The organism is Brevundimonas sp. 1080 (genome assembly GCF_040545985.1).
Lineage (GTDB): Bacteria > Pseudomonadota > Alphaproteobacteria > Caulobacterales > Caulobacteraceae > Brevundimonas.
The window spans coordinates 185,718-204,757 of sequence record NZ_JBEPMW010000003.1 but is presented as its reverse complement, the minus strand read 5'-3'; the positions used below and the strand labels follow the sequence as shown (position 1 = coordinate 204,757).

21 protein-coding genes are annotated in these 19,040 nt (G+C 65.8%); 4 read left to right on the top strand and 17 right to left on the bottom strand.

Features of this window, described 5'->3' with window-relative positions; translation table 11 throughout:
- Positions 1-112 precede the first annotated feature (112 nt).
- The 8 genes from ABIC32_RS11460 to lipA all read right to left on the bottom strand — a co-directional run bounded on the left by ABIC32_RS11460 (position 113) and on the right by lipA (position 6,046).
- A complete protein-coding gene (locus tag ABIC32_RS11460) occupies positions 113-412 on the bottom strand; it encodes an FtsB family cell division protein (RefSeq protein ID WP_017504845.1) in 300 nt (99 codons plus the stop codon).
- Positions 413-550: 138 nt separating this feature from the next.
- A complete protein-coding gene (gene eno / locus ABIC32_RS11455; RefSeq protein ID WP_199059742.1) occupies positions 551-1,828 on the bottom strand; it encodes a phosphopyruvate hydratase in 1,278 nt (425 codons plus the stop codon).
- Positions 1,829-1,917: 89 nt separating this feature from the next.
- Positions 1,918-2,538 carry a hypothetical protein gene (locus ABIC32_RS11450; RefSeq protein ID WP_354074249.1) on the bottom strand — a complete coding sequence of 207 codons (621 nt, stop codon included), beginning with the start codon at positions 2,536-2,538 and terminating at the stop codon, positions 1,918-1,920.
- Between the two features lie 109 nt (positions 2,539-2,647).
- Positions 2,648-2,830 (bottom strand): 50S ribosomal protein L32, encoded by a 183-nt coding sequence (rpmF, locus tag ABIC32_RS11445; protein WP_026108365.1) that lies wholly within the window; start codon positions 2,828-2,830, stop codon positions 2,648-2,650.
- 133 nt (positions 2,831-2,963) lie between these two features.
- Positions 2,964-3,515, bottom strand: a complete 552-nt coding sequence (locus ABIC32_RS11440; RefSeq protein ID WP_354074248.1) for a sugar O-acetyltransferase — start codon at positions 3,513-3,515, stop codon at positions 2,964-2,966.
- Positions 3,512-4,627, bottom strand: coding sequence for an NAD(P)/FAD-dependent oxidoreductase (locus ABIC32_RS11435; RefSeq protein ID WP_354074247.1), 1,116 nt, complete (start codon positions 4,625-4,627; stop codon positions 3,512-3,514). The genes ABIC32_RS11440 and ABIC32_RS11435 overlap by 4 nt, the downstream gene beginning before the upstream one ends.
- Positions 4,624-5,076, bottom strand: a complete 453-nt coding sequence (locus ABIC32_RS11430) for a type II toxin-antitoxin system RatA family toxin (RefSeq protein ID WP_354074246.1) — start codon at positions 5,074-5,076, stop codon at positions 4,624-4,626. The genes ABIC32_RS11435 and ABIC32_RS11430 overlap by 4 nt, the downstream gene beginning before the upstream one ends.
- A gap of 7 nt (positions 5,077-5,083) precedes the next feature.
- Positions 5,084-6,046 carry a lipoyl synthase gene (lipA, locus tag ABIC32_RS11425; protein ID WP_354074245.1) on the bottom strand — a complete coding sequence of 321 codons (963 nt, stop codon included), beginning with the start codon at positions 6,044-6,046 and terminating at the stop codon, positions 5,084-5,086.
- A gap of 183 nt (positions 6,047-6,229) precedes the next feature.
- Here lipA and ABIC32_RS11420 point away from each other — a divergent pair, with 183 nt between their 5' ends.
- The gene (locus ABIC32_RS11420) at positions 6,230-7,783 is read left to right on the top strand and encodes an AMP-binding protein (protein ID WP_354074244.1); all 1,554 of its coding nucleotides are present in this window, start codon (positions 6,230-6,232) and stop codon (positions 7,781-7,783) included.
- Here the strand turns inward: ABIC32_RS11420 and ygiD are convergent, their stop codons facing one another.
- The 4 genes from ygiD to ABIC32_RS11400 all read right to left on the bottom strand — a co-directional run bounded on the left by ygiD (position 7,784) and on the right by ABIC32_RS11400 (position 10,539).
- A complete protein-coding gene (gene ygiD, locus ABIC32_RS11415; protein ID WP_354074243.1) occupies positions 7,784-8,542 on the bottom strand; it encodes a 4,5-DOPA-extradiol-dioxygenase in 759 nt (252 codons plus the stop codon).
- Positions 8,543-8,546: 4 nt separating this feature from the next.
- Positions 8,547-9,149 carry an NAD(P)H:quinone oxidoreductase gene (wrbA, locus tag ABIC32_RS11410; protein WP_055805062.1) on the bottom strand — a complete coding sequence of 201 codons (603 nt, stop codon included), beginning with the start codon at positions 9,147-9,149 and terminating at the stop codon, positions 8,547-8,549.
- Positions 9,150-9,247: 98 nt separating this feature from the next.
- The gene (locus ABIC32_RS11405; protein ID WP_354074242.1) at positions 9,248-9,706 is read right to left on the bottom strand and encodes a hypothetical protein; all 459 of its coding nucleotides are present in this window, start codon (positions 9,704-9,706) and stop codon (positions 9,248-9,250) included.
- Positions 9,682-10,539: a D-alanyl-D-alanine carboxypeptidase family protein gene (locus tag ABIC32_RS11400; protein WP_354074241.1), complete on the bottom strand. Its 858-nt coding sequence runs from the start codon at positions 10,537-10,539 to the stop codon at positions 9,682-9,684. The genes ABIC32_RS11405 and ABIC32_RS11400 overlap by 25 nt, the downstream gene beginning before the upstream one ends.
- Before the next feature lie 105 nt (positions 10,540-10,644).
- Between ABIC32_RS11400 and ABIC32_RS11395 the strand changes: the two genes are divergently transcribed.
- From ABIC32_RS11395 to ABIC32_RS11385, 3 genes are read left to right on the top strand one after another with little or no spacing between them, the layout of a single operon-like run.
- Complete coding sequence (locus ABIC32_RS11395) at positions 10,645-12,006, top strand: MFS transporter (RefSeq protein WP_307511464.1); 1,362 nt, start codon at positions 10,645-10,647, stop codon at positions 12,004-12,006.
- Positions 12,003-12,797: a nucleoside triphosphate pyrophosphohydrolase gene (mazG, locus tag ABIC32_RS11390; protein ID WP_292080237.1), complete on the top strand. Its 795-nt coding sequence runs from the start codon at positions 12,003-12,005 to the stop codon at positions 12,795-12,797. Before ABIC32_RS11395 ends, mazG begins: the two co-directional genes overlap by 4 nt.
- Before the next feature lie 10 nt (positions 12,798-12,807).
- A complete protein-coding gene (locus ABIC32_RS11385; RefSeq protein WP_354074240.1) occupies positions 12,808-13,464 on the top strand; it encodes an HAD family hydrolase in 657 nt (218 codons plus the stop codon).
- 3 nt (positions 13,465-13,467) lie between these two features.
- Here the strand turns inward: ABIC32_RS11385 and ABIC32_RS11380 are convergent, their stop codons facing one another.
- From ABIC32_RS11380 to ntrX, 5 genes are all read right to left on the bottom strand, one after another.
- On the bottom strand, positions 13,468-15,105 hold the full coding sequence (locus ABIC32_RS11380) for a Na+/H+ antiporter (RefSeq protein WP_354074239.1): 1,638 nt from the start codon (positions 15,103-15,105) through the stop codon (positions 13,468-13,470).
- Positions 15,106-15,111: 6 nt separating this feature from the next.
- Complete coding sequence (gene hflX / locus ABIC32_RS11375; protein ID WP_354074238.1) at positions 15,112-16,425, bottom strand: GTPase HflX; 1,314 nt, start codon at positions 16,423-16,425, stop codon at positions 15,112-15,114.
- Positions 16,426-16,671 (bottom strand): RNA chaperone Hfq, encoded by a 246-nt coding sequence (hfq, locus tag ABIC32_RS11370; RefSeq protein ID WP_003164861.1) that lies wholly within the window; start codon positions 16,669-16,671, stop codon positions 16,426-16,428.
- A 101-nt stretch (positions 16,672-16,772) separates the two neighbouring features.
- Entirely contained in the window at positions 16,773-17,633 is an 861-nt protein-coding gene (locus tag ABIC32_RS11365) for a D-amino-acid transaminase (protein WP_354074237.1), read from the bottom strand.
- On the bottom strand, positions 17,633-19,039 hold the full coding sequence (gene ntrX, locus ABIC32_RS11360; RefSeq protein ID WP_284877410.1) for a nitrogen assimilation response regulator NtrX: 1,407 nt from the start codon (positions 19,037-19,039) through the stop codon (positions 17,633-17,635). The genes ABIC32_RS11365 and ntrX overlap by 1 nt, the downstream gene beginning before the upstream one ends.
- Position 19,040 lies beyond the last annotated feature (1 nt).

The following is a 19,040-nucleotide window of genomic DNA, read 5'->3' as shown; positions in this document are numbered from 1 at the left end:
CGAGAACCGACGCCTTCTTATCGTTACGGAAAGGGGCTTTAGCAGCCTTCCTTCCGGTAACGCAAAGGGGTGCGGGTCGCCCTGTAACAATAGTTCAAGTGGTGAAGGTCGCTCAGCCTTGGGCGGCCGGGGCCGAGACGCGGATCACATAGTCGCGCGGGTCGGAGAACCCCAGGACGGCGCGCGCGCGCTCTTCCAGAAGATCGCGAGACAGGCTGTCGGTGCGCAGATAGCGAACTCGAGTCTCAAGATCGCGGCGTTGCTCGGTCAGATGCGCCAACTGGTCCTCGCGTTGCCCCAGCAGGGCGTCGCGAGACGAGCCGCTCAACAGTCCGCGCTCGCCCGTCAGCGCCTGCACCCCGAGATAGGCCAGAAGCAGCAACAGGGCGAGGGACAGGCGGTAAGGTTTCATCCGTTCGGGCACTTGAGACGCTCCTTCTGAGCGCGAAAACACAGTTCAGAAACCGTGCCCGAAAATGCCTAACGAAATGTAGCTTGACCGTAAGATTGTCGGCGGAAAACGCTGATTCTCCGCCGACAATTCCATTTTCTATTTCAGCAGCATGCCGTCGCCGAAATAGACGCCCTGATCGCCCAGCATTTCCTCGATGCGGAGCAACTGGTTGTACTTCGCCACCCGGTCGGAGCGGGCCAGCGAGCCGGTCTTGATCTGCCCGCAGTTGGTCGCCACGGCCAGGTCGGCGATGGTGTAGTCCTCGGTCTCGCCCGACCGGTGGCTCATCACGGCGGTATAGCCCGCGCGGTGGGCCATATCGACGGCGTCCAAGGTTTCCGACAGGGTGCCGATCTGGTTGACCTTGATCAGGATCGAGTTGGCCAGGCCCTCGCCGATGCCCGCAGCCAGACGCGCCGGATTGGTCACGAACAGATCGTCGCCGACCAGTTGGACCCGATCGCCCAGACGCTCGGTCAGCAGGCGCCAGCCGTCGAAGTCATCCTCGGCCATGCCGTCCTCGATCGACACGATCGGGAAGCGTTCGCATAGATCGACCAAGTAGGCGGCCATGCCTTCGGAATCGACGGTCTTGCCCTCGCCGGCCATGACGTATTTGCCGTCCTTGAAGAACTCGGTCGAGGCGACGTCGAGGCCCAGGTGGAAGTCCTCGCCCGCGAGGTAGCCCGCCGCCTGGCCCGCCTTGGTGATGAAGCTCAGCGCCTCATCGGCCGACGCCAGATTCGGCGCAAAGCCGCCCTCGTCGCCGACGTTGGTGTTGTGCCCGGCGTCCTTCAGTTGCTTCTTCAGGGCGTGGAAGATTTCGGCGCCCATGCGCACGGCGTCCGAAAACGTCTCGGCGCCCGTGGGCAGGATCATGAACTCCTGGATGTCGATCGGATTGTCGGCGTGGGCGCCGCCGTTGATGATGTTCATCATCGGGGTCGGCAGGACGCGGGCCGAAACGCCGCCCAGATAGCGATACAGTTCCTGATTGGCCGACAGGGCGCTGGCCTTGGCGACCGCCAGAGACACGCCCAAGATCGCATTGGCGCCCAGACGGCCCTTGTTGGGCGTGCCGTCCAGTTCGATCATCGCCTCGTCGATCCGGCGCTGCTGCTCGGCGTCCATGCCGGACAGGGCGTCGAAGATCTCGCCGTTGACGGCGTCGACCGCCTTCTGGACGCCCTTGCCGCCCCACATGTCCTTTTCGCCATCACGCAGCTCGACCGCTTCGTGCGCGCCCGTAGACGCGCCGGACGGTACGGCGGCGCGGCCGAAAGAACCGTCTTCCAGCGTGACATCGACCTCGACCGTCGGATTGCCCCGGCTGTCGAGGATCTGGCGGGCGACGATGTCGGCGATGTCGGTCATGGCTCGGCTCTTTGGCTCAAGGGGCAAGGGAGGTCAGACGGTTTAGCCGCCTCCCCGCCAAACGCCAATGCCGACATCGTCGCCGGACGTCAGGAACAGCCTTCGACCAGTTGGATCGAAGGATCGCCCGCATGGACCATCATCACCTTGCCGTCGCTGCCGATCTCATATCGAACGCCACGCGCCGACGGATCGGTGACATAGGTCGTCGATCCGCCCTTCGACCAGACGAACAGATCCTCGGCCGGCGCCTCCTGGTATTTGTGCGGCTGGGCGAAGACCGCGCCGCCATAGGCCTGCTTGATCGCCATGGCCGTATCGCCCACCCCGAATCCACGATCGGTCTTCGTCGTCGCACCGCGCGCCAGGGTCATTCGCGTCAGCACGCCGTTCTGGATCATCACTTGCACATCGGCGGGCGCCTTCGCGGGATGGAACTGGTCACAGACTTCAGGCTCGGCGCCGCCGACGGCGTTCGGTTGGGAGTCCTCGCCCCAAACCTTCACCAGTTCGGCGCGCGTCATGCCGATTCGCACCGGCCCCAGACCTTCGGCTGTCAACGCATTCGGATCGGCGGCTGGCGTTGCGGGCGTCTCGTTCGCGGATACGACCGGCGCAGCGGCGGGCTCCGAGACGCGCTCCTCTGCGCGATTACAGGCGGCGAGGGTCAGCAGCGCGCAGGCGCTGATGGCGGTGAAACGAATCATCATGCGGCGTCTCCAATGGAAGCTTCACCGCATTGAACGCACGAAAACGGCGCGCGGGTCACCGCGCGCCGTCGAAATCGTCATCCGACCGAAGTCGGGGGCGCCTGAAAGACTAGTCTTCCTTCGGCGTGATGACCTGACGACCGCGATAGGTGCCGGTCTTCAGGTCGATGTGGTGCGGGCGCTTCAGCTCGCCGGTGTCCTTGTCCTCAACGTAGACGTTCGAGGTCAGGGCGTCGTGGGCGCGGCGCATGTTGCGACGCGAGGGAGATACTTTGCGCTTCGGAACGGCCATGTCCGTCTCAATCTTCTAAGTCGGGCGCCGCCCAGAGCCGAGCTCCGTCTAGCGCGAAAACAATAGCGGCGGCCCTCAGGACCGCCACGCGAGGCGCGGCTTATGCATGAACCGCGCGACGATTTCAAGGCGTTTAAGCAGGCGTCAGACGCCGGACGATCTTCCCAGGATTGCCGACCACCACCACGTCGGACGGCACGTCCTTCGTCACGACCGATCCCGCGCCGATCACCGAACGATCGCCGATGGTGACGCCCGCCAAAACGATAGCGCCGCCGCCAATCCACACGTCGTCCCCGATGACGATCGGCCGCGCCGTCTCCTCGCCCCGGCGGGCGACCGCGTCCAACGGATGTTCCGGCGTCAGCAGTTGTACGCCTGGCCCGGCCTGGAAGTTGTCGCCGATACGGATCTCGGCGCAGTCCAAGAACACGCAGTTGGCGTTCGCAAAGGCCCGCGCGCCAAGGTGGATGTTGACGCCGTAGTCGCAGAAGAAGCCCGGCATGATGATCGCCCTGCCGTCGGCCGCATTGACCAGTTCGTTGACCAGTGCGCCGCGCCGGTCGCGATCCGGCTCGGCGTTGATGGCGACGGTCAGGGCCACCGCGCGGGCGCGACCATCGCGCAGATCGGGATCGCCCGGATTATAGGGCAAGCCCGCCAGCATCTTCTCGCGTTCGGTCACGCGTCCTCCGTCAGAGCGTCAGCCACCGCTTCGCCGATGGCCAGCGAACTGGTCAGGCCCGGGCTTTCGATGCCGAACAGGGCCATCAGGCCATCGATGCCGTGATGTTCGCGGCCATGAAGCTGGAAGTCCGGTTGCGGCTCGCCCGGCCCATGCAGTTTGGGTCGAATGCCGGCGTAGTCCGGCGTCAGGGCGCCGTCGGGCAGACCCGGCCAGAAACGCCGGATGTAGGTGGCGAACTCTTCGGCCTTGGCGGGATCGACCGAGTAGTCCTCGATTTCGACATAGGCTAGGTCCGGCCCGAACACGGCCTGACCGCCCAGATCCTTGCGATAGTGGGTGCCCAGCGCGCCAGGGATGGGCGGCGGATAGATCAGGCGGTCGAACGGCGCATTGCCCGTCAGCCGGAAATAGACGCCCTTGCCGAAATGTCCGGCGGGAATGTCGCCGGGCGGATAGCCTTCAATCGACGCCGCCACCGCTTGGGCCGACAGTCCGGGCGCGGTGACCAAAAGGCGGCTGGTGACCTGCATCGCCCCCTCCCCGCCGACACGGATCGTGAACCCGCCGCCCGCCAGCGGCTCTGCGCCTTCGAACGGCGCCGACACCACGACCGATCCGCCCGCATCCTCGATCTCGCCCTGCAGGGCCAGCATATAGCCGTGGCTGTCGAACAGGCCGCTCTCGGGCGACAGGATAGCGGCGTGAGCGTTCAGCTCCGGCTCCAGCGCCCGCGCCTGGGCACCGGTCAGATGCGCCAGCCCCTCGACGCCGTTCGCCGTCGCCTTTTCGAAGATGGTCTCGATCCGATCGACCTCTAATTCCTGCGTCGCCACGACCAGCTTGCCGCATTTCCAGTGGTCGATCTTGCGGCTGGCCAGGAAGTCGTAAAGCGCACGGCGTCCCTCGACGCAGAAGCGGGCCTTCAGCGATCCGGTCGGGTAATAGAGGCCGCCGTGAATAACCTCGGAGTTACGCGAGGAGATGCCCTGGCCGATGTGGCCTTCCTTCTCCAGCACCAGCACCGTCAGGCCCCGTTTCGACAGCGCCCGACCGCAGGCTAGGCCCACAGCCCCGGCGCCCACGACGGTCGCGTCGAAATCGAAACTCATCGGACGCCGTATCTCCGCTTCGCCTCGGCCTCGAAACAGCCGATCAGCTTTTCCACCGCACGGTCGAAGTTCGCCGACAGCATCATGTCCAGCATCCGTGATTTGAAGGCGAAGTCGATCATGAACTCCAGCCGCGTGCCGTCCGGATGGGGAAAGAACTCCCAACGGTTCTTCAGGTGCTTGAAGGGTCCGCGCAGCAAGCCGACCTCGACCTTGGGCGCACTGCGATCATGCCGGACCCAGGTGGAGAACCGCTCCTTCAGGAAGGAAAAGCCGACGCTGGCCTCCGCGTCCTGCACGCCGACGCCCTCGCCTTCCTCGCGCGCGTTCCAGACGCGCATCGACGTCACCCACGGCACGAAGTCGGGATAGGCGCGCACGTCGGCGACCAGATCGGCAAGCTGTTCGGGCGCATAAGGAAGAATGCGCGTGACGCGATGGACGGCCATGCGGGACTTAGCGGCGCAGCTGCGCCTCGCGCGCCGCCTTCAGCCGGGCGAAGTCGTCGCCGGCGTGGTGCGACGAACGCGTCAGCGGGCTGGACGACACCATCAGGAAGCCCTTGGCCCGGGCGATCGCCTCATAGGCCTTGAACTCTTCCGGCGTGACGAAGCGGTCGATGGCGGCGTGTTTGCGCGTCGGCTGCAGGTACTGGCCGATGGTGATGAAGTCGACGCCGGCGGACCGCATGTCGTCCATCACCTGCATGACCTCTTCCTTGGTCTCGCCTAGGCCGACCATGATGCCGGACTTGGTGAACTGGTTCGGGTCCCGCTCCTTGACCATCTGCAACAGGCGCAGGCTGTGGAAGTAGCGCGCGCCCGGCCGGATCTTCAGATACAGGCGCGGCACGGTCTCCAGGTTGTGATTGAAGACGTCGGGCCTGGCGTCGATCATCACGGCGGCCGCCCCGTCCTTTCGCAGGAAGTCGGGCGTCAGGATTTCGATGGTGGTGTCCGGCGCCTGGATGCGGATCTGGCGCACCACTTCGGCGAAGTGGGCCGCGCCGCCGTCGGCCACATCGTCGCGATCGACCGAGGTGATGACGACATGGCTCAGACCCATCTGCTGCACGGCCAGGCCCACCTTGCCCGGCTCTTCCGGATCCAGCGGCTGGGGCAAGCCGGTCTTGACGTTGCAGAAGGCGCAGGCCCGCGTGCAGGTGTCGCCCATGATCATCAGGGTGGCGTGCTTCTGGCTCCAGCACTCGCCGATGTTCGGGCAGGCCGCCTCTTCACAGACCGTCACCAGCCCCTTGGAGCGAACGATCTCCTTGGTGGCGTTGTATTGACCAGAGCCCGGCGCCTTGACCCGCAGCCAGTCGGGCTTTTTCAGAACGACCGACTCGGGCCGGTTCTGCTTTTCGGGGTGACGCAGCTCGGACGGCTTGCGCTGAAGGGTGTCGATCAGGGTGACCATGGCCGGTATTTCGGACTTTGAGGCCGTTTAGGCAAGGCACACCGGGTAACAGACTTGCCGCAGGCGTGATCGCGCATCGGAACTCACGCGACGTTACGCATCTTTTCAAGATGACGCGGCGTCATTAATGACAGTCGCCCGAACAACAGAGAGGGCCGCCCGCGTCCTCCGTAGGAGACGCGCTTGCGCCAGGCCCTGGATCCCTCGCTTTACGACTCGACCCTGATCGACGCCCTGATCGATGCGCGGTCGCGGTTCGGCGACAAGGAAATCCTGGAGGATCAGGACCGGCATCCGCTGACCTACACCGGCCTGATCCGCGCCGCGTTCGTGCTGGGCCGCAAGATCGCCAATATGACCGACAAGGGCGAGCGGGTCGCTATCCTGCTGCCGTCGTCCATGGGCGTCGTCGTCACCTTCTTCGGTCTGCACGCCCACGGTCGTGTGCCGGTAATGCTGAACTTCACCGCCGGCGAAGCCAATCTGAAAGCGGCGATCAAGGCCTCGGGCGTCAAGAAGGTGCTGACCGCCAAACGCTTCATCGACCAGGCCAAGCTGGACGACCTGATCGTCGAACTGAAGACGGTGGCCGAGGTCGTCTGGCTGGACGACGTGCGCAAGACCATCGGTCTGGCCGACAAGCTCTACGGCCTCGCCGCCGGCGCGGCGCCCAAGCGGTTCCGCGTGAAGACGGATCCCGATGCGCCGGGCGTCGTCCTGTTCACCTCCGGCAGCTTCGGCACGCCAAAGGGCGTCGTGCTGAGCCAGAAGAACCTCGTCGCCAATGCGCGTCAGGTGGCGGCCCACATCGACCTGCTGCCCGAATGGGTGATGTTCAATCCCCTGCCGACCTTCCACTGTTTCGGCCTGACCGGCGGGGTCATCCTGCCGCTGCTGCAAGGGTTGAAGGCCTTCCAGTATCCGTCGCCGCTGCACGCCAAACAGATCACCGACCTGCTGCCCCAGGTGAACGCATCGATCCTGTTCGCGACCGACACCTTCCTGAACCAGTACGGCCGCGTCGCCGAGCCGAACGACTTCTCGACGCTGAAGTTCGTCGTCGCCGGGGCCGAAAAGGTGCGCGAGGAAACCCGCACCCTGTTCAACACCAAGTTCGGCGGCGTCGAACTACTGGAAGGCTACGGCGCAACCGAGGCCTCGCCCGTGATCGCCGTCAACCATCCTGACCGAAACGCGCCCGGCACGGTCGGTCAGGTGCTGCCCGGCATCGACTGGAAGCTGGAGCCCGTTGAGGGCATCGAAGCAGGCGGTCGCCTAATGCTGCGCGGGCCCAATGTCATGAGCGGCTATGTCACCTCGGCCGAGCCCTTGCAGTGGGATCCGATTGGCGACGACTGGCTGGACACCGGCGACATCGTCGATGTGACCGACGACGGCTATGTCACCATCCGCGGCCGCGCCAAGCGCTTCGCCAAGATCGGCGGCGAGATGGTCTCACTAACCGCCGTCGAAGGGATCGCCGGCGCCGTCTGGCCGGATCAGCGCCACGCCGTGGTGTCGATTCCGGACAGCCGCAAGGGCGAGAAGCTGGTGCTCGTCACTGACCACGCAGACGCTGAGGTCGCGCCCCTGGCCGAATGGGCGCGAACCAACGGCGCGCCCGAACTGATCGTGCCGAAAAAGATCGTCAAGGTCGCCGAGGTCCCCGTCCTGGGCACCGGCAAGACCGACTATGTGTCGATCCAGAAGATGGTCGAGGCCGAGAAGGCGGCCTGATCAGCCGATCCGGACGCCCGTCATCGAGATCGAGCCGCCGTCGATACGGTCGTTGAAGAAGCTGACCGCCTCGCCCGGCTCCTGCTGGGCGGCGATGTAAAGCACCGGCAGGAAATGTTCGTCGGTCGGCACGCTCAGTTGCGCGTCCTCGGCCAGACCCACCCAGTCGATCAGCGCTTCATGGTCGCCCCGTTCGAACGCCGTCTTGACCGCCTCGTTGAAGCCGGTCGCCCAGGCGTAGGGCTCTGCGCCGTCCTCGCGCTTCCAGGTCCGCAGATTGTGGACGAAGTCGCCCGAGCCGGCGATGACGATTCCCTCGTCGCGCAGCGGTTTCAGCGCCTTGGCCAGTTCGTAATGCTGGCGCGCCGTCAGCTCGCGATTCAGCGATAACTGAACCACGGGCACGTCTGCCTCTGGCCAAACATGGCACAGCACCGACCAGGTCCCGTGATCCAGGCCCCACCCTTGCGTCTGAACTGCGCCGGTCAGCGCCGACACCCGCGCCGCCAGCGTAGGCGACCCGGGCGCCGGATACTGCATCTGATGAAGTTCGCGCGGGAAATTGCCGAAGTCATGGATGGTTTCGGGATTCTCCTGCGCGGTGACGCCCAGCCCGCGCGTCTCCCAGTGGGCGGAGATCATCACCACCCCCATGGGCTTGCCGATCGCTTCGCCCAGCGCACGCCAGGCGGCCCCATAGGGACCGCCAAGCGCATTCATGGGCGAACCGTGGCCGAAGAAGACGGCGGGCTGGCGCATCAGGTCAGCCGTGCAGCTTCTTGGCCAACTCGGCGATATGCTTGCCCTGGAACCGGGCGCCGTCCAGCTCGACGTCGCTGGGCTGACGCGAGCCGTCGCCGCCCGTGATCGTCGATGCGCCATACGGCGAACCGCCGTGGATGGCGTCCAGCGTCATCTGTCCCTGGAAGGAATAGGGCAGCCCCACGACCGGCATGCCGTGGTGCATGAAGAAGTTGTGCAGCCCCTGGAACGTCGTCTCCTGGCCGCCGTGCTGGGTCGCGGTGGCGGTAAAGGCCCCGCCTACCTTGCCGATCAGGGCGCCCGAGAACCAAAGGCCGCCGGCCTGATCCAGGAAGGCGCGCATCTGCGACGCGGCCGAACCAAACCGGGTGCCGGCGCCGATGATGATGGCGTCATAGTCCTTCAGATCGTCGATCTTGGCGATCGGCGCCTTTTGATCCAGCTTGTAGTGCGAGGCCTTGGCCAGCTCTTCCGGCACGGTTTCCGGCACGCGCTTGATGTCCACGACGGCGCCTTCGACCTCGCGCGCGCCTTCGGCGACCGCCTCGGCCATGGTTTCCAGGTGACCATAGGTCGAATGATAGAGGACGAGGACTTTCGGCATCGAGGAGGCTCCGTTGAATGACAAGGGTCGTCATTCGCAACAACGACCGTTGCTAACTTGGCGCGCTGCTTGCCCTTCCGCAAGTCCCCGACATCAAATCACGTCTCGAAGGGACAGACGGTGTCGTAAAAGATCCTGTCGCCCGGCGTGGGGCGACCGCGGCGACAATGGAAACAATGCTCCATCACCATCGCCTGCTGCTCGATGTTCAACGCGTCCCACCGGCAGGTCGGTTCCACGCGGTAGGCATAGGAGGCGGGGGTGTCCCCAGCCTTCAGCTTTGCGAACAGCAGATTGACGCCCTGCTGGGCCTGCCAGACGTGCGTCAGCTCATGAATCAGAACGCCCTGCATACGATCCGGCGCGGCCGCGAAGTCTGAGACGAGCTGCGCTTGGGGCCAGACAATCCAGTCTCGCCCGAACCAGCGTCCAGCCACAAACGGGCGGCGGAACGGCCAACCGATCAAACGGACGGGTTCGAGATCGATTGCGGCCCCGAACGCCTCTCGCGCTAGGCCCTTTTCAGCATCGGTCAGGGCGCGAACGAAGGATCCCAAGGTTTCACATACTCCCAGTGCCACGGTTCATAGACATAGGGCACAAAGCCGAAACGCCCAGCGTTCGTCACCAGCCAGCGATAGGTCGCCGACCGCGCCATATATTCGCGGCTGGCAGGGGTGGTGGAATCGACACCCAGACCCGGCGCTTGGCCGACGTAAAGATCGACCGCCGTGCCGGTCCGATGAGGCGAACAGACGGCGCGGCGCAGGCCGTCGCAGTTGCCCTGCTGCGCACAGCGCGCCGCGTCCGCCTCGGGATCGCGGAAGCCGGAGAAGATCTGCAGCAGTTCGGGATCGCCCCCCACCTCCGGAACTTCAGCCCGCGCGGCCGCGACCAGCCGGCGATAGGCGTCAAGCACGTCGCGGCGCAGCAGACGTGTCAGACGGTCTGCATGCTCCTCGGACGCGACCAGATAGCCCAGTTGATTGATCGGCGGCGGCTCGGGACAGGCTCCCCCGACGCGTGCCATGACGAACGGCCGCCGCTCCTGCCAAAGGCCGCGAAACACCTGGAATGTCGCCGCATCGAACAGGCCGGTCGGCGCCAGGCCGTGCGTCTGCTGAAACCCCGCCAGTTGCGATGCGAAGATCGGCGTGCCGGGCCCGCAGGCCGTATGCAGGTCGCGCTGGATCAGCGGCAGATAGGCCTGCCACCCCCACTCCGCCGCCCCGAACGGCACCCATTCCATGCCGTAGGCCGACGCCGCGTTCGCCAGCCCCTGCGCCTGCCAACCGTCGGCGTTGGTGTGGCAGGGTCCGGCCGCACGCGCGCCGCCGGCAAACGTCAGAACGAAGCAAACGGACAGGAACGCAAGAAGGCTTCGCCACATGTCGCACAGGAAGCCCCAAGCTGGTCGATCTCACAAGTGCATGCGTCACCGATCGCTGGCATGGTGGCGCGCGGCCGACTCGCGCCGCGCCTTTCGGACCGACGCATGTCCACCGCCGCGCCGACCGCGCCCCGCCGTTCCAACGCCGTGCTCGCGGCCTTTTCCGGCCCGTGCCTGCCGCTGGCGGCCTTTGGCGTCGCCCTGCCCGTCACCCTGCCCGAGTTCTACGCCACCCATGTGGGCTTGGAACTGGGAGTCGTGGCGGCCGTCTTTATGGCCGTGCGCCTGATCGACATCGTCTTCGACCCCTTCATCGGCTGGGGCATGGACAAGACCAGGACGCGGTTCGGCCGCTATCGCCCGTGGATGGCGATTTCGACGCCGATCCTGATGCTGTCGGCCTTTATGATGTTCGTCGTGGTCCAACCGGGCGCCGGACCGGCCTATCTGTTTGGTTGGCTGCTGGTCCTCTATCTCGGCTTCTCGATCGGCACCCTGGGCCAACTCGGCTGGGCCGCCGTGCTTGCGCCGCAGTATGACCAGCGCAGCCGGGTCTATGGCTGGTGGCAGGTGTTCAACATCATCGGCGTGATCCTGATCCTGGTGCTGCCGACCGTGGTGGTCCAGACCGGCATCGGGAACTATGCCGACGGCGTGCGGATCATGGGATGGGCCATACTGATCGCCCTGCCCGTCACCATCGGCCTGGCCATGGTCGCCGTGCCGGAGCCCGTCAACGCGGGCGACCAGCCGCACGGGGGCGCCGGCGCCTATCTGGCCCTGCTGAAGATGCCCACGGTCCGGAAGCTCTTGGTCGCCGACCTGCTGCTGGGGGTCGCGCCAGGCATCACAGGTTCGCTGCTGTTCTTCTTCTTCGGACAGATCAAGGGCTATGACCACAGCCAGGCCGGCCTGTTTATGCTGTTCTATTTCGTCGCCGGTCTGTGCGGCGCGCCCATCTGGGCCTGGCTGGCCACGCGCATCGGCAAGGACAAGGCCCTGGCCGTCGCCAGCCTGATTTTCGCGGCCCTCTATATCGCCGCCACCCTGGTTCCCGGCGGCAACTTCATGCTGACGGCAGGCGCCATGTTCATCGCCGGCCTGCCCTATGCGGCCGGCCTGTTCCTGTTGCGCGCCATGATGGCGGACGCCGGCGACGAAGTGAGACTGGAGACCGGTGTGGACCGCACCGGACTGATGTTCTCCATCCTGTCCGCGACGACCAAGATCGGCCATGTGGTCGCGCTGATTCCGTACCTGATCCTGCAAGGTGTGGGCTTCAAGGCCGTGCCAGGACCGATGGGCAACAGCGACTTTTCCCTGCTGACGCTCCAGATCCTCTTCATCCTGGTGCCCGGTTTGCTGCTGGCCGCCGCCGCCTGGGTGCTGAAGGGCTATCCCCTGACGCCGAGGCGGCACGATGAAATCCGCCTCGCCCTGGAAGCTCGTGACGGAGCCCGCCGTTGAGACCGATCGACCGCCTGCTCGGCGTCATGGAGCGGTTGCGCGATCCCGACGGCGGCTGCCCCTGGGACGTGGAGCAGACCTTCGCCACCATTGCCCCATATACGATCGAGGAGGCCTATGAGGTCGCCGACGCCATCGAGCGCAACGATCTGTGTGAGTTGAAGGGCGAGCTGGGGGACCTGCTGTTCCAGGTCGTCTTCCACGCCCGCATGGCTGAGGAACAAGGGCTGTTCGCTTTCGACGACGTGGTCACGGCCATCGCCGACAAGCTGAAGCGCCGCCACCCGCACGTTTTCGGCGACGAGGCGCAGCGCTCCTCGAAGGAGCAGACCGTTGCCTGGGAAACCATCAAGGCCGCCGAGCGCAAGGACCGCAAGAAGCCGGGCGTCCTGGACGATGTTCCGGTCGGCCTGCCCGCCCTGACCCGCGCCGCCAAGCTCACCAAGCGCGCCGGTCGCGTCGGCTTTGACTGGCCTTCCACCGACGAGGTGTTCGACAAGCTGGCCGAAGAGGTGGAGGAATTGCGTGTCGAGATCGCCGCCGGCGACAAGGCCAAGGCGCGCGAAGAGCTGGGCGATCTTCTGTTCGTCGTCGCCAACCTGGCGCGCAAGCTGGACGTCGAACCCGAAGACGCCCTGCGCGCGGCCAACGCGAAGTTCGTGCGTCGCTTCGGCTTCATCGAGGCCGAGCTGGCGAAGGACGGCCGTACGCCCGACCAATCGGACCTGGCCGAGATGGACCGCCTCTGGGACGCCGCAAAGGTCGCCGAAAAGGCCGCGCCTGAAGCCTGAGCGACCGCGCGTGACCTACGACCTGATCATTTTCGACTACGACGGCGTGGTCGCCGACAGCGAGGTGCTGAACAGCACCGTCATGGCCGAGCAACTGACCGCCATCGGTCTGCCGACCTCGCTCGACGACGTCTTGGCCGCCTATACGGGCAAGCGCTGGCGCGACAATCGGCCGGTCGTCGAGGCGGCCTTGGGTCGTGCCTGCCCCGACGATTTCCACACCACATGGTTTGCGACCTGTCGCCGGCGCGCGCCGCAGCAGCTTGAGCCCGTGCCCGGTCTGCTGGACTTCGTCGCCGCCCGCCCCGAGCCCCGCTGCATCGCCTCGTCCAGCGGCCCCGACTGGATCGGCGTCGGCCTCGACCTGTTCGGCCTGACGGATCATTTCGACGGCGCGGTCTTCACCGGCTTGGTGGTCGAACGCGGCAAGCCCCACCCCGACATCTTCCTGCACGCCGCCGGCACCATGGGCGCCGATCCGACGCGCGTCCTGGTGATCGAAGACAGCGAGGCGGGCGTCACCGCAGGGGTCGCGGCCGGTATGACGGTCGTGGGGCTGACGGCGGGCGGGCATGTCCGCGACGGCCATGCCGAGCGCCTGACGGCGCGCGGCGCCCACTTTATCGCCGACAGCTATGCAGCCGTCTCCGCCTTTATGGATCGCTGAGCTTCAGAGGTAGCGCAGTTCCTGTAGATCGACGTCACGGAACAGCTTCTTGGCCGTCACCTCGTCCAGCTGACGCGCCCTCATCAATCGACGCAGTTCCTCGCGCTCGGCGGCCAAGCCGGCCAGCCACAGACGCCGCTCGATTTCGTCCATCTTTCGCGTGAGGGCGGCGTCTTCCTCGTCCGTGCGGGTGTGGGTCTCAATCCGCTGGCGATAGGTCTCCATGATCCGGCCGGCGATGTCGGAATAGAGGTCGGGATTAGGCTTGCCCTCCGCCATGGCGTGCGAGGCGTCCTCGATGGCGCGCAGGGCGGCCGAAGCGGCCGCGACTCGGCCGCGATCCTCTTCCTGCTCATGCGACGGCTCCGGCGGCAGTTCGACGTTCTTCAGCAACCGGGGCAAGGCGAAGGTCGCCAGCACCAGCGACACCACGATCACACCCGCCGCCAGGAAGATCGCCAGGTTCCGGGACGGCATCGGCGACCCGTCGCCCAAGGCGAACGGCAGGGTCAGAATACCCGCCAGAGTGATCGCGCCCCGCACGCCCGCCAGAGACATCACCATGGTCAGCCGCAGACCGACCTTGGCCGGCGGCCCACGATGGCGGCGGCGAAACAGGGTCAGCTTCAGCGAGGTCCACACCCAGACGAACCTCAGCGCCGCCAGGGTGGCGACGATGCCGAGTACATAGACCGGCAGCCACCAGACCTCGGGCCGGCTGGTGCCCGCCACCACCTCGGCCGCGCGCGACATGATCGAGGGCATTTGTTCGCCCAGGATCACGAAGATGATGCCGTTGGCGACAAACTGAACCGTGTCCCACACGACGCTGCGCCGGATCCGCGTCATCGCCATCGACTGCCCGGCAATGCCGCCGCGTTCGGTGAAGCTCATCGTCACCCCGGCCGCCACCGCCGCCAAAATACCGGACGCGTGCAGTTCTTCCGCGACCAGATAGGCCGCAAACGGGATCAGCAGGCTGACCAAGATTTGCGCGCCCACGTCCTCGCCCCAGCGTCGGCTGACGAAGCTCTTGGCGTAGCTGATGGCCATGGTGACCAGAACGCCGACGGCGACCCCGACCAGGGCTAGCCAGGCGAACGTCCCGACCGCATGTCCGATCGAAAACGCTCCCGTCGTCGCGGCGGCGACCGCGATCCGCATGCAGGTCAGGCCCGTCGCATCGTTCAACAGCGACTCGCCTTCCAGAATGTGCATCAGGCGCTTGGGGATGGGCGCCCGCGCCGCGATCGCCTGAACCGCGATGGGATCGGTCGGCGACAGGATGGCGGCCAGGGCGAAGGCTACCGGCAGCGGCATCTCCGGGATCATCCACCAGATAAGGAAACCCAGACCGACGACGGTGAACAGCACCAGCCCCAGCGCCAGCTCGAGGATGACCGCGCGGTCGCGAAACAGGTCTTCCTTGGGAATTCGCCAGCCATCCAGAAACAGCAGCGGCGGCAGGAACAGCAGAAAGAAGATGTCCGGCTCAAGATCGACCGTCTTGCCCGTGATCAGCACGATGGCGGCGCCCAGCCCGATCTGAACCAGCGGCAAGGCGATGCGCGTGATCCGCGCGATCGAACCCGACACCACCACGGCCAACAGCAGAAGCAGGACGGTTTCGATCAGATGCATAAAAACTCAGTCGGTCAGGTCAGGATACAGGCGCTCGAATCGCCCGAGCGCCGCAGGATGCAGCCGCACCGTGACGTGAGTACGGCCAAGCTCGTCCGCATCGCGCGCCGTGACCCGACCATGTTCGTACAGCCACGCCAGGGCGTCGCCCTGATGCGGCTCCAGCGTCAGCTGGGTCTCGGGATCATCATCGATGAGACCGGCGATGATCTGGCGCAGAGGCTCGATACCTTCGCCCGTCCAGGCTGAGACGGCGACCGCCTCACCGTCCTTCGCCAACCGTTCGGCCTGACCCAGCACAGTCTCGCGCGCCTCGTCGTCCAGCAGATCGATCTTGTTCCAGACTTCCAGCACCCGGCGCGTCTTGCCCTCTGGCGTCTCGATCTGTTTCAGCACGGCCTCGACGTCCTTGGCCTGAGCGGCGCTGTCGGGCGAGGCGATGTCGCGGACGTGCAGGATCAGATCGGCCTCGCCGACCTCCTCCAGCGTGGCGCGGAAGCTCTCGACCAGTTCATGCGGCAGGTCGGAGATGAAGCCGACCGTATCCGCCACGATGGCCGGTCGTCCTTGCGGCAGCCGAATTGTGCGCTGGGTGGTGTCCAGGGTGGCGAACAGCAGGTCCTTGGCGAAGACCTCCGACCCCGTCAGCCGGTTGAACAGCGTTGACTTGCCGGCGTTGGTGTAGCCGACCAATGCAATCGTCGGGAACGGCGCCTTCTGACGCTGCTTGCGGTGCAGGCCGCGCGTGCGTCGCACCTCTTCCAACTCAGACTTCAGCCTGACGATCCGGTCGGCGATCAGACGCCGGTCCAGCTCGATCTGGGTTTCGCCGGGCCCGCCGGTCGAACCAGTGCCGCCACGTTGCCGCTCAAGGTGGGTCCAGGTCCGTACCAGACGCGACCGCTCATAATCCAGCCGCGCCAGCTCGACCTGAAGCCGGCCCTCCTTGGTCCGCGCGCGACGGCCGAAGATTTCCAGGATAAGGCCGGTGCGGTCTATGACCTTCACCTCCCACGCCTTTTCGAGATTGCGCTGCTGCACCGGCGTCAGGGCGTCGTCGATGATGACAGCCTCGGCGTGTGCGGCGCGTACGAGCGCGGCCAACTCCTCGACCTTGCCCGTGCCGAACAGGGTCGCTGGCGTGGTGCTGCGCAGCCGCACGATCTCTTCGGCGCGCACGTCGAGGTCCAGCGCGCGGGCAAGGCCCGCCGCCTCCTCAAGCCGTTCGCTCGCCAGCCGGGGACTGTCCGAGCGTCGGTCGGGGTGAATGACGACCGCCCGGATCAGCGGGACGGTGTGGTCGATCAGTTTTTGGGTCAATCAGTCTTCTTCGGCGTCGGGCTCGTACAGCTGCACGGGCGCGGACGGCATGATGGTTGAGATGGCGTGCTTGTACACCAGCTGGGACTGGCCATCGCGGCGCAGCAGGACACAGAAGTTGTCGAACCAGGTCACGATGCCCTGCAACTTGACCCCATTGACCAGGAAGATGGTCAGCGGCGTCTTGGTCTTGCGGACCGAGTTGAGGAAGGTGTCCTGAAGGTTCTGACGTTTGTCTTGCGACATGGCAGGTTTTTCCTGTTCTTCGTTGTTTGTCGCCGTGGGAGCGGCGGGGCCGATGCAGCCAACCGCGACCTTAACCGCCGCCCGGCCGCTCGGGCAACGCCCTAAATGGCCCCTCGACGCGCCTGTTCAAGATAGAGTTCTCGCAGGCGGGTCGCGACCGGGCCAGGCTGGCCGTCGCCGATCTTCACGCCGTCCAGCGAAACCAGCGGCATGACGAAGGCGCTGGCGGCGGTGACGAACACCTCGCGCGCCCGTTTCGCTTCGTCGACCGAGAAGGCGCGTTCTTCCAGTTCGACACCCTCGGCGGCGGCGAGCTCGAGGACGGCTGCTCGCGTGACGCCCCGCAGGATATTGGCCTGGATGTCCCGCGTTCTCAGCCTGCCGTGCTCATCCACGATCCACGCATTGGTCGATGCGCCTTCGGTGATCAGCCCCATGTCGTCGTACATTAGGCACTCATAGGCGCCGCGCTCGCGCGCCGCCTGTTTGGCCAGCACATTCGGCAGCAGGCCGACCGTCTTGATGTCGCAACGCCCCCAGCGAATATCGGGTTGGGTGACGCCGGCCGCGCCGTTCTGCGCCAGACGCTGATTTCGCGCCGGATCGATCGACTTGGCGGTCACGACAACGCTGGGCGCGATATCGATCGGAAAGCCATGATCGCGCGGCGCCGTGCCGCGTGTGACCTGCAGATAGACCATGCCGTGTCGTACGCGATTGCGCCGCACGGTCTCGCGCAAAACAACGCCCAAGGCACCGGCGCTCATCGGAACGTCGATCTTCAGTTCGCTCAGACTGCGGTGAAGGCGGCTCATATGGCCTTCGAAATCGGCCAGCCGCCCGTCGAAGACCGACCAGACTTCGTAGACGCCGTCCGCGAACTGGAAACCGCGATCCTCGATATGGACCACGGCCTGGCCATGCGCGGCATATGCGCCATTCACATAGGCGACGCGTGACATCAGGCCGGCTCGTCCTCTTCGCCGCCGCGCGCAGGCGAGACGCCCAGCGACTTCAGCTTCCTGTGCAGGGCCGATCGCTCCATGCCGATGAAAGCCGCGGTGCGCGAGATATTGCCGCCGAACCGCATGATCTGCGCCGCCAGATACTCCCGCTCGAAGACCTCGCGCGCCTCCCGCAGCGGCAGGGCGATGGTGCGCTCGCCGCCCAGGTTCGCCGTCCCGCCGTTCGAGGTCGCCACCTCCTGCGGCAGCATGTCGGCGGTGATCGTTTCGGCCGGATCGCCGGTCGCCAGGATCAGCAGCCGCTCGATATTGTTGCGCAGCTGGCGGATGTTGCCGGGCCAAGGATGGACTTGCAGCACCGCCACCGCATCGTCCCCGACGATGCGTTTGGGCAGACCTTGCGAAGCGCTAATCGTGTCGACGAAATATTCGACCAGTTCGGCGATGTCCTCGCGCCGTTCCGACAGCGGCGGGACACGGATCGGCACCACGTTCAGACGGTGGAACAGGTCTTCGCGGAAACGTCCCTCTGCGATCTCGGCCTTCAGATCGCGCGAGGTCGAGGTCACCACGCGGACATCGACCTGAACGTCCTGCTCTCCGCCGACACGTCGGAACCGCTGGTCCACCAGAACGCGCAGGATGCGGCTCTGGCTCTCCCGCGGCATGTCGCTGATTTCGTCCAGGTACAGCGTGCCGTTGTGGGCGCGTTCGAACACGCCGATCTTGCGCGGACGGCCGTCCTGGCCCTCCTCGCCGAACAGTTCGACATCCAGACGTTCCGGCGTCATGCCGGCGGCCGAAATCGCGACGAACTCGGCGCGTGCGCGCGGGCTGGCTTCGTGGATCTGACGCGCCACCAGTTCCTTGCCGGAGCCGGCCGGTCCGGCGATCAAGACCCGACTGTTGGCCTGGGCCACCTTGGCGATGGTGCTGCGCAAGGCCTGCGCAGCCTGTGATCGACCGATCAGACCCGACGGCGTCATGGTCGCCGCGCGCAGGCGGCGGTTCTCGCGCCTCAGCGTCGCAGCCTCAATGGCGCGTTCGACCACGACAACCAGCCGATCCGACTTGAACGGCTTTTCGATGAAGTCATAGGCGCCGCGCTTCAGCGCCGTCACCGCCGTCTCGATGTTGCCGTGACCGGAAATCATCACCACCGGCAGGTCAGGGTCCAGTTCCTTGACGACCTCCAGCAGCTCCAGCCCGTCCAGCCCCCCGCCCTGCATCCAAATATCCAGGATCGCCAGCGACGGCTTCCTCGCCCGGATCGCGGCCAGGGCCTCGTCGGAGTTGGCGGCGACGCGCACGGCATGGCCCTCGTCCTCCAGCAGGCCGGACACCAAGTCGCGGATGTCGGCCTCGTCGTCGACAACGAGAATGTCGGAACCGGTTGGTCGCATC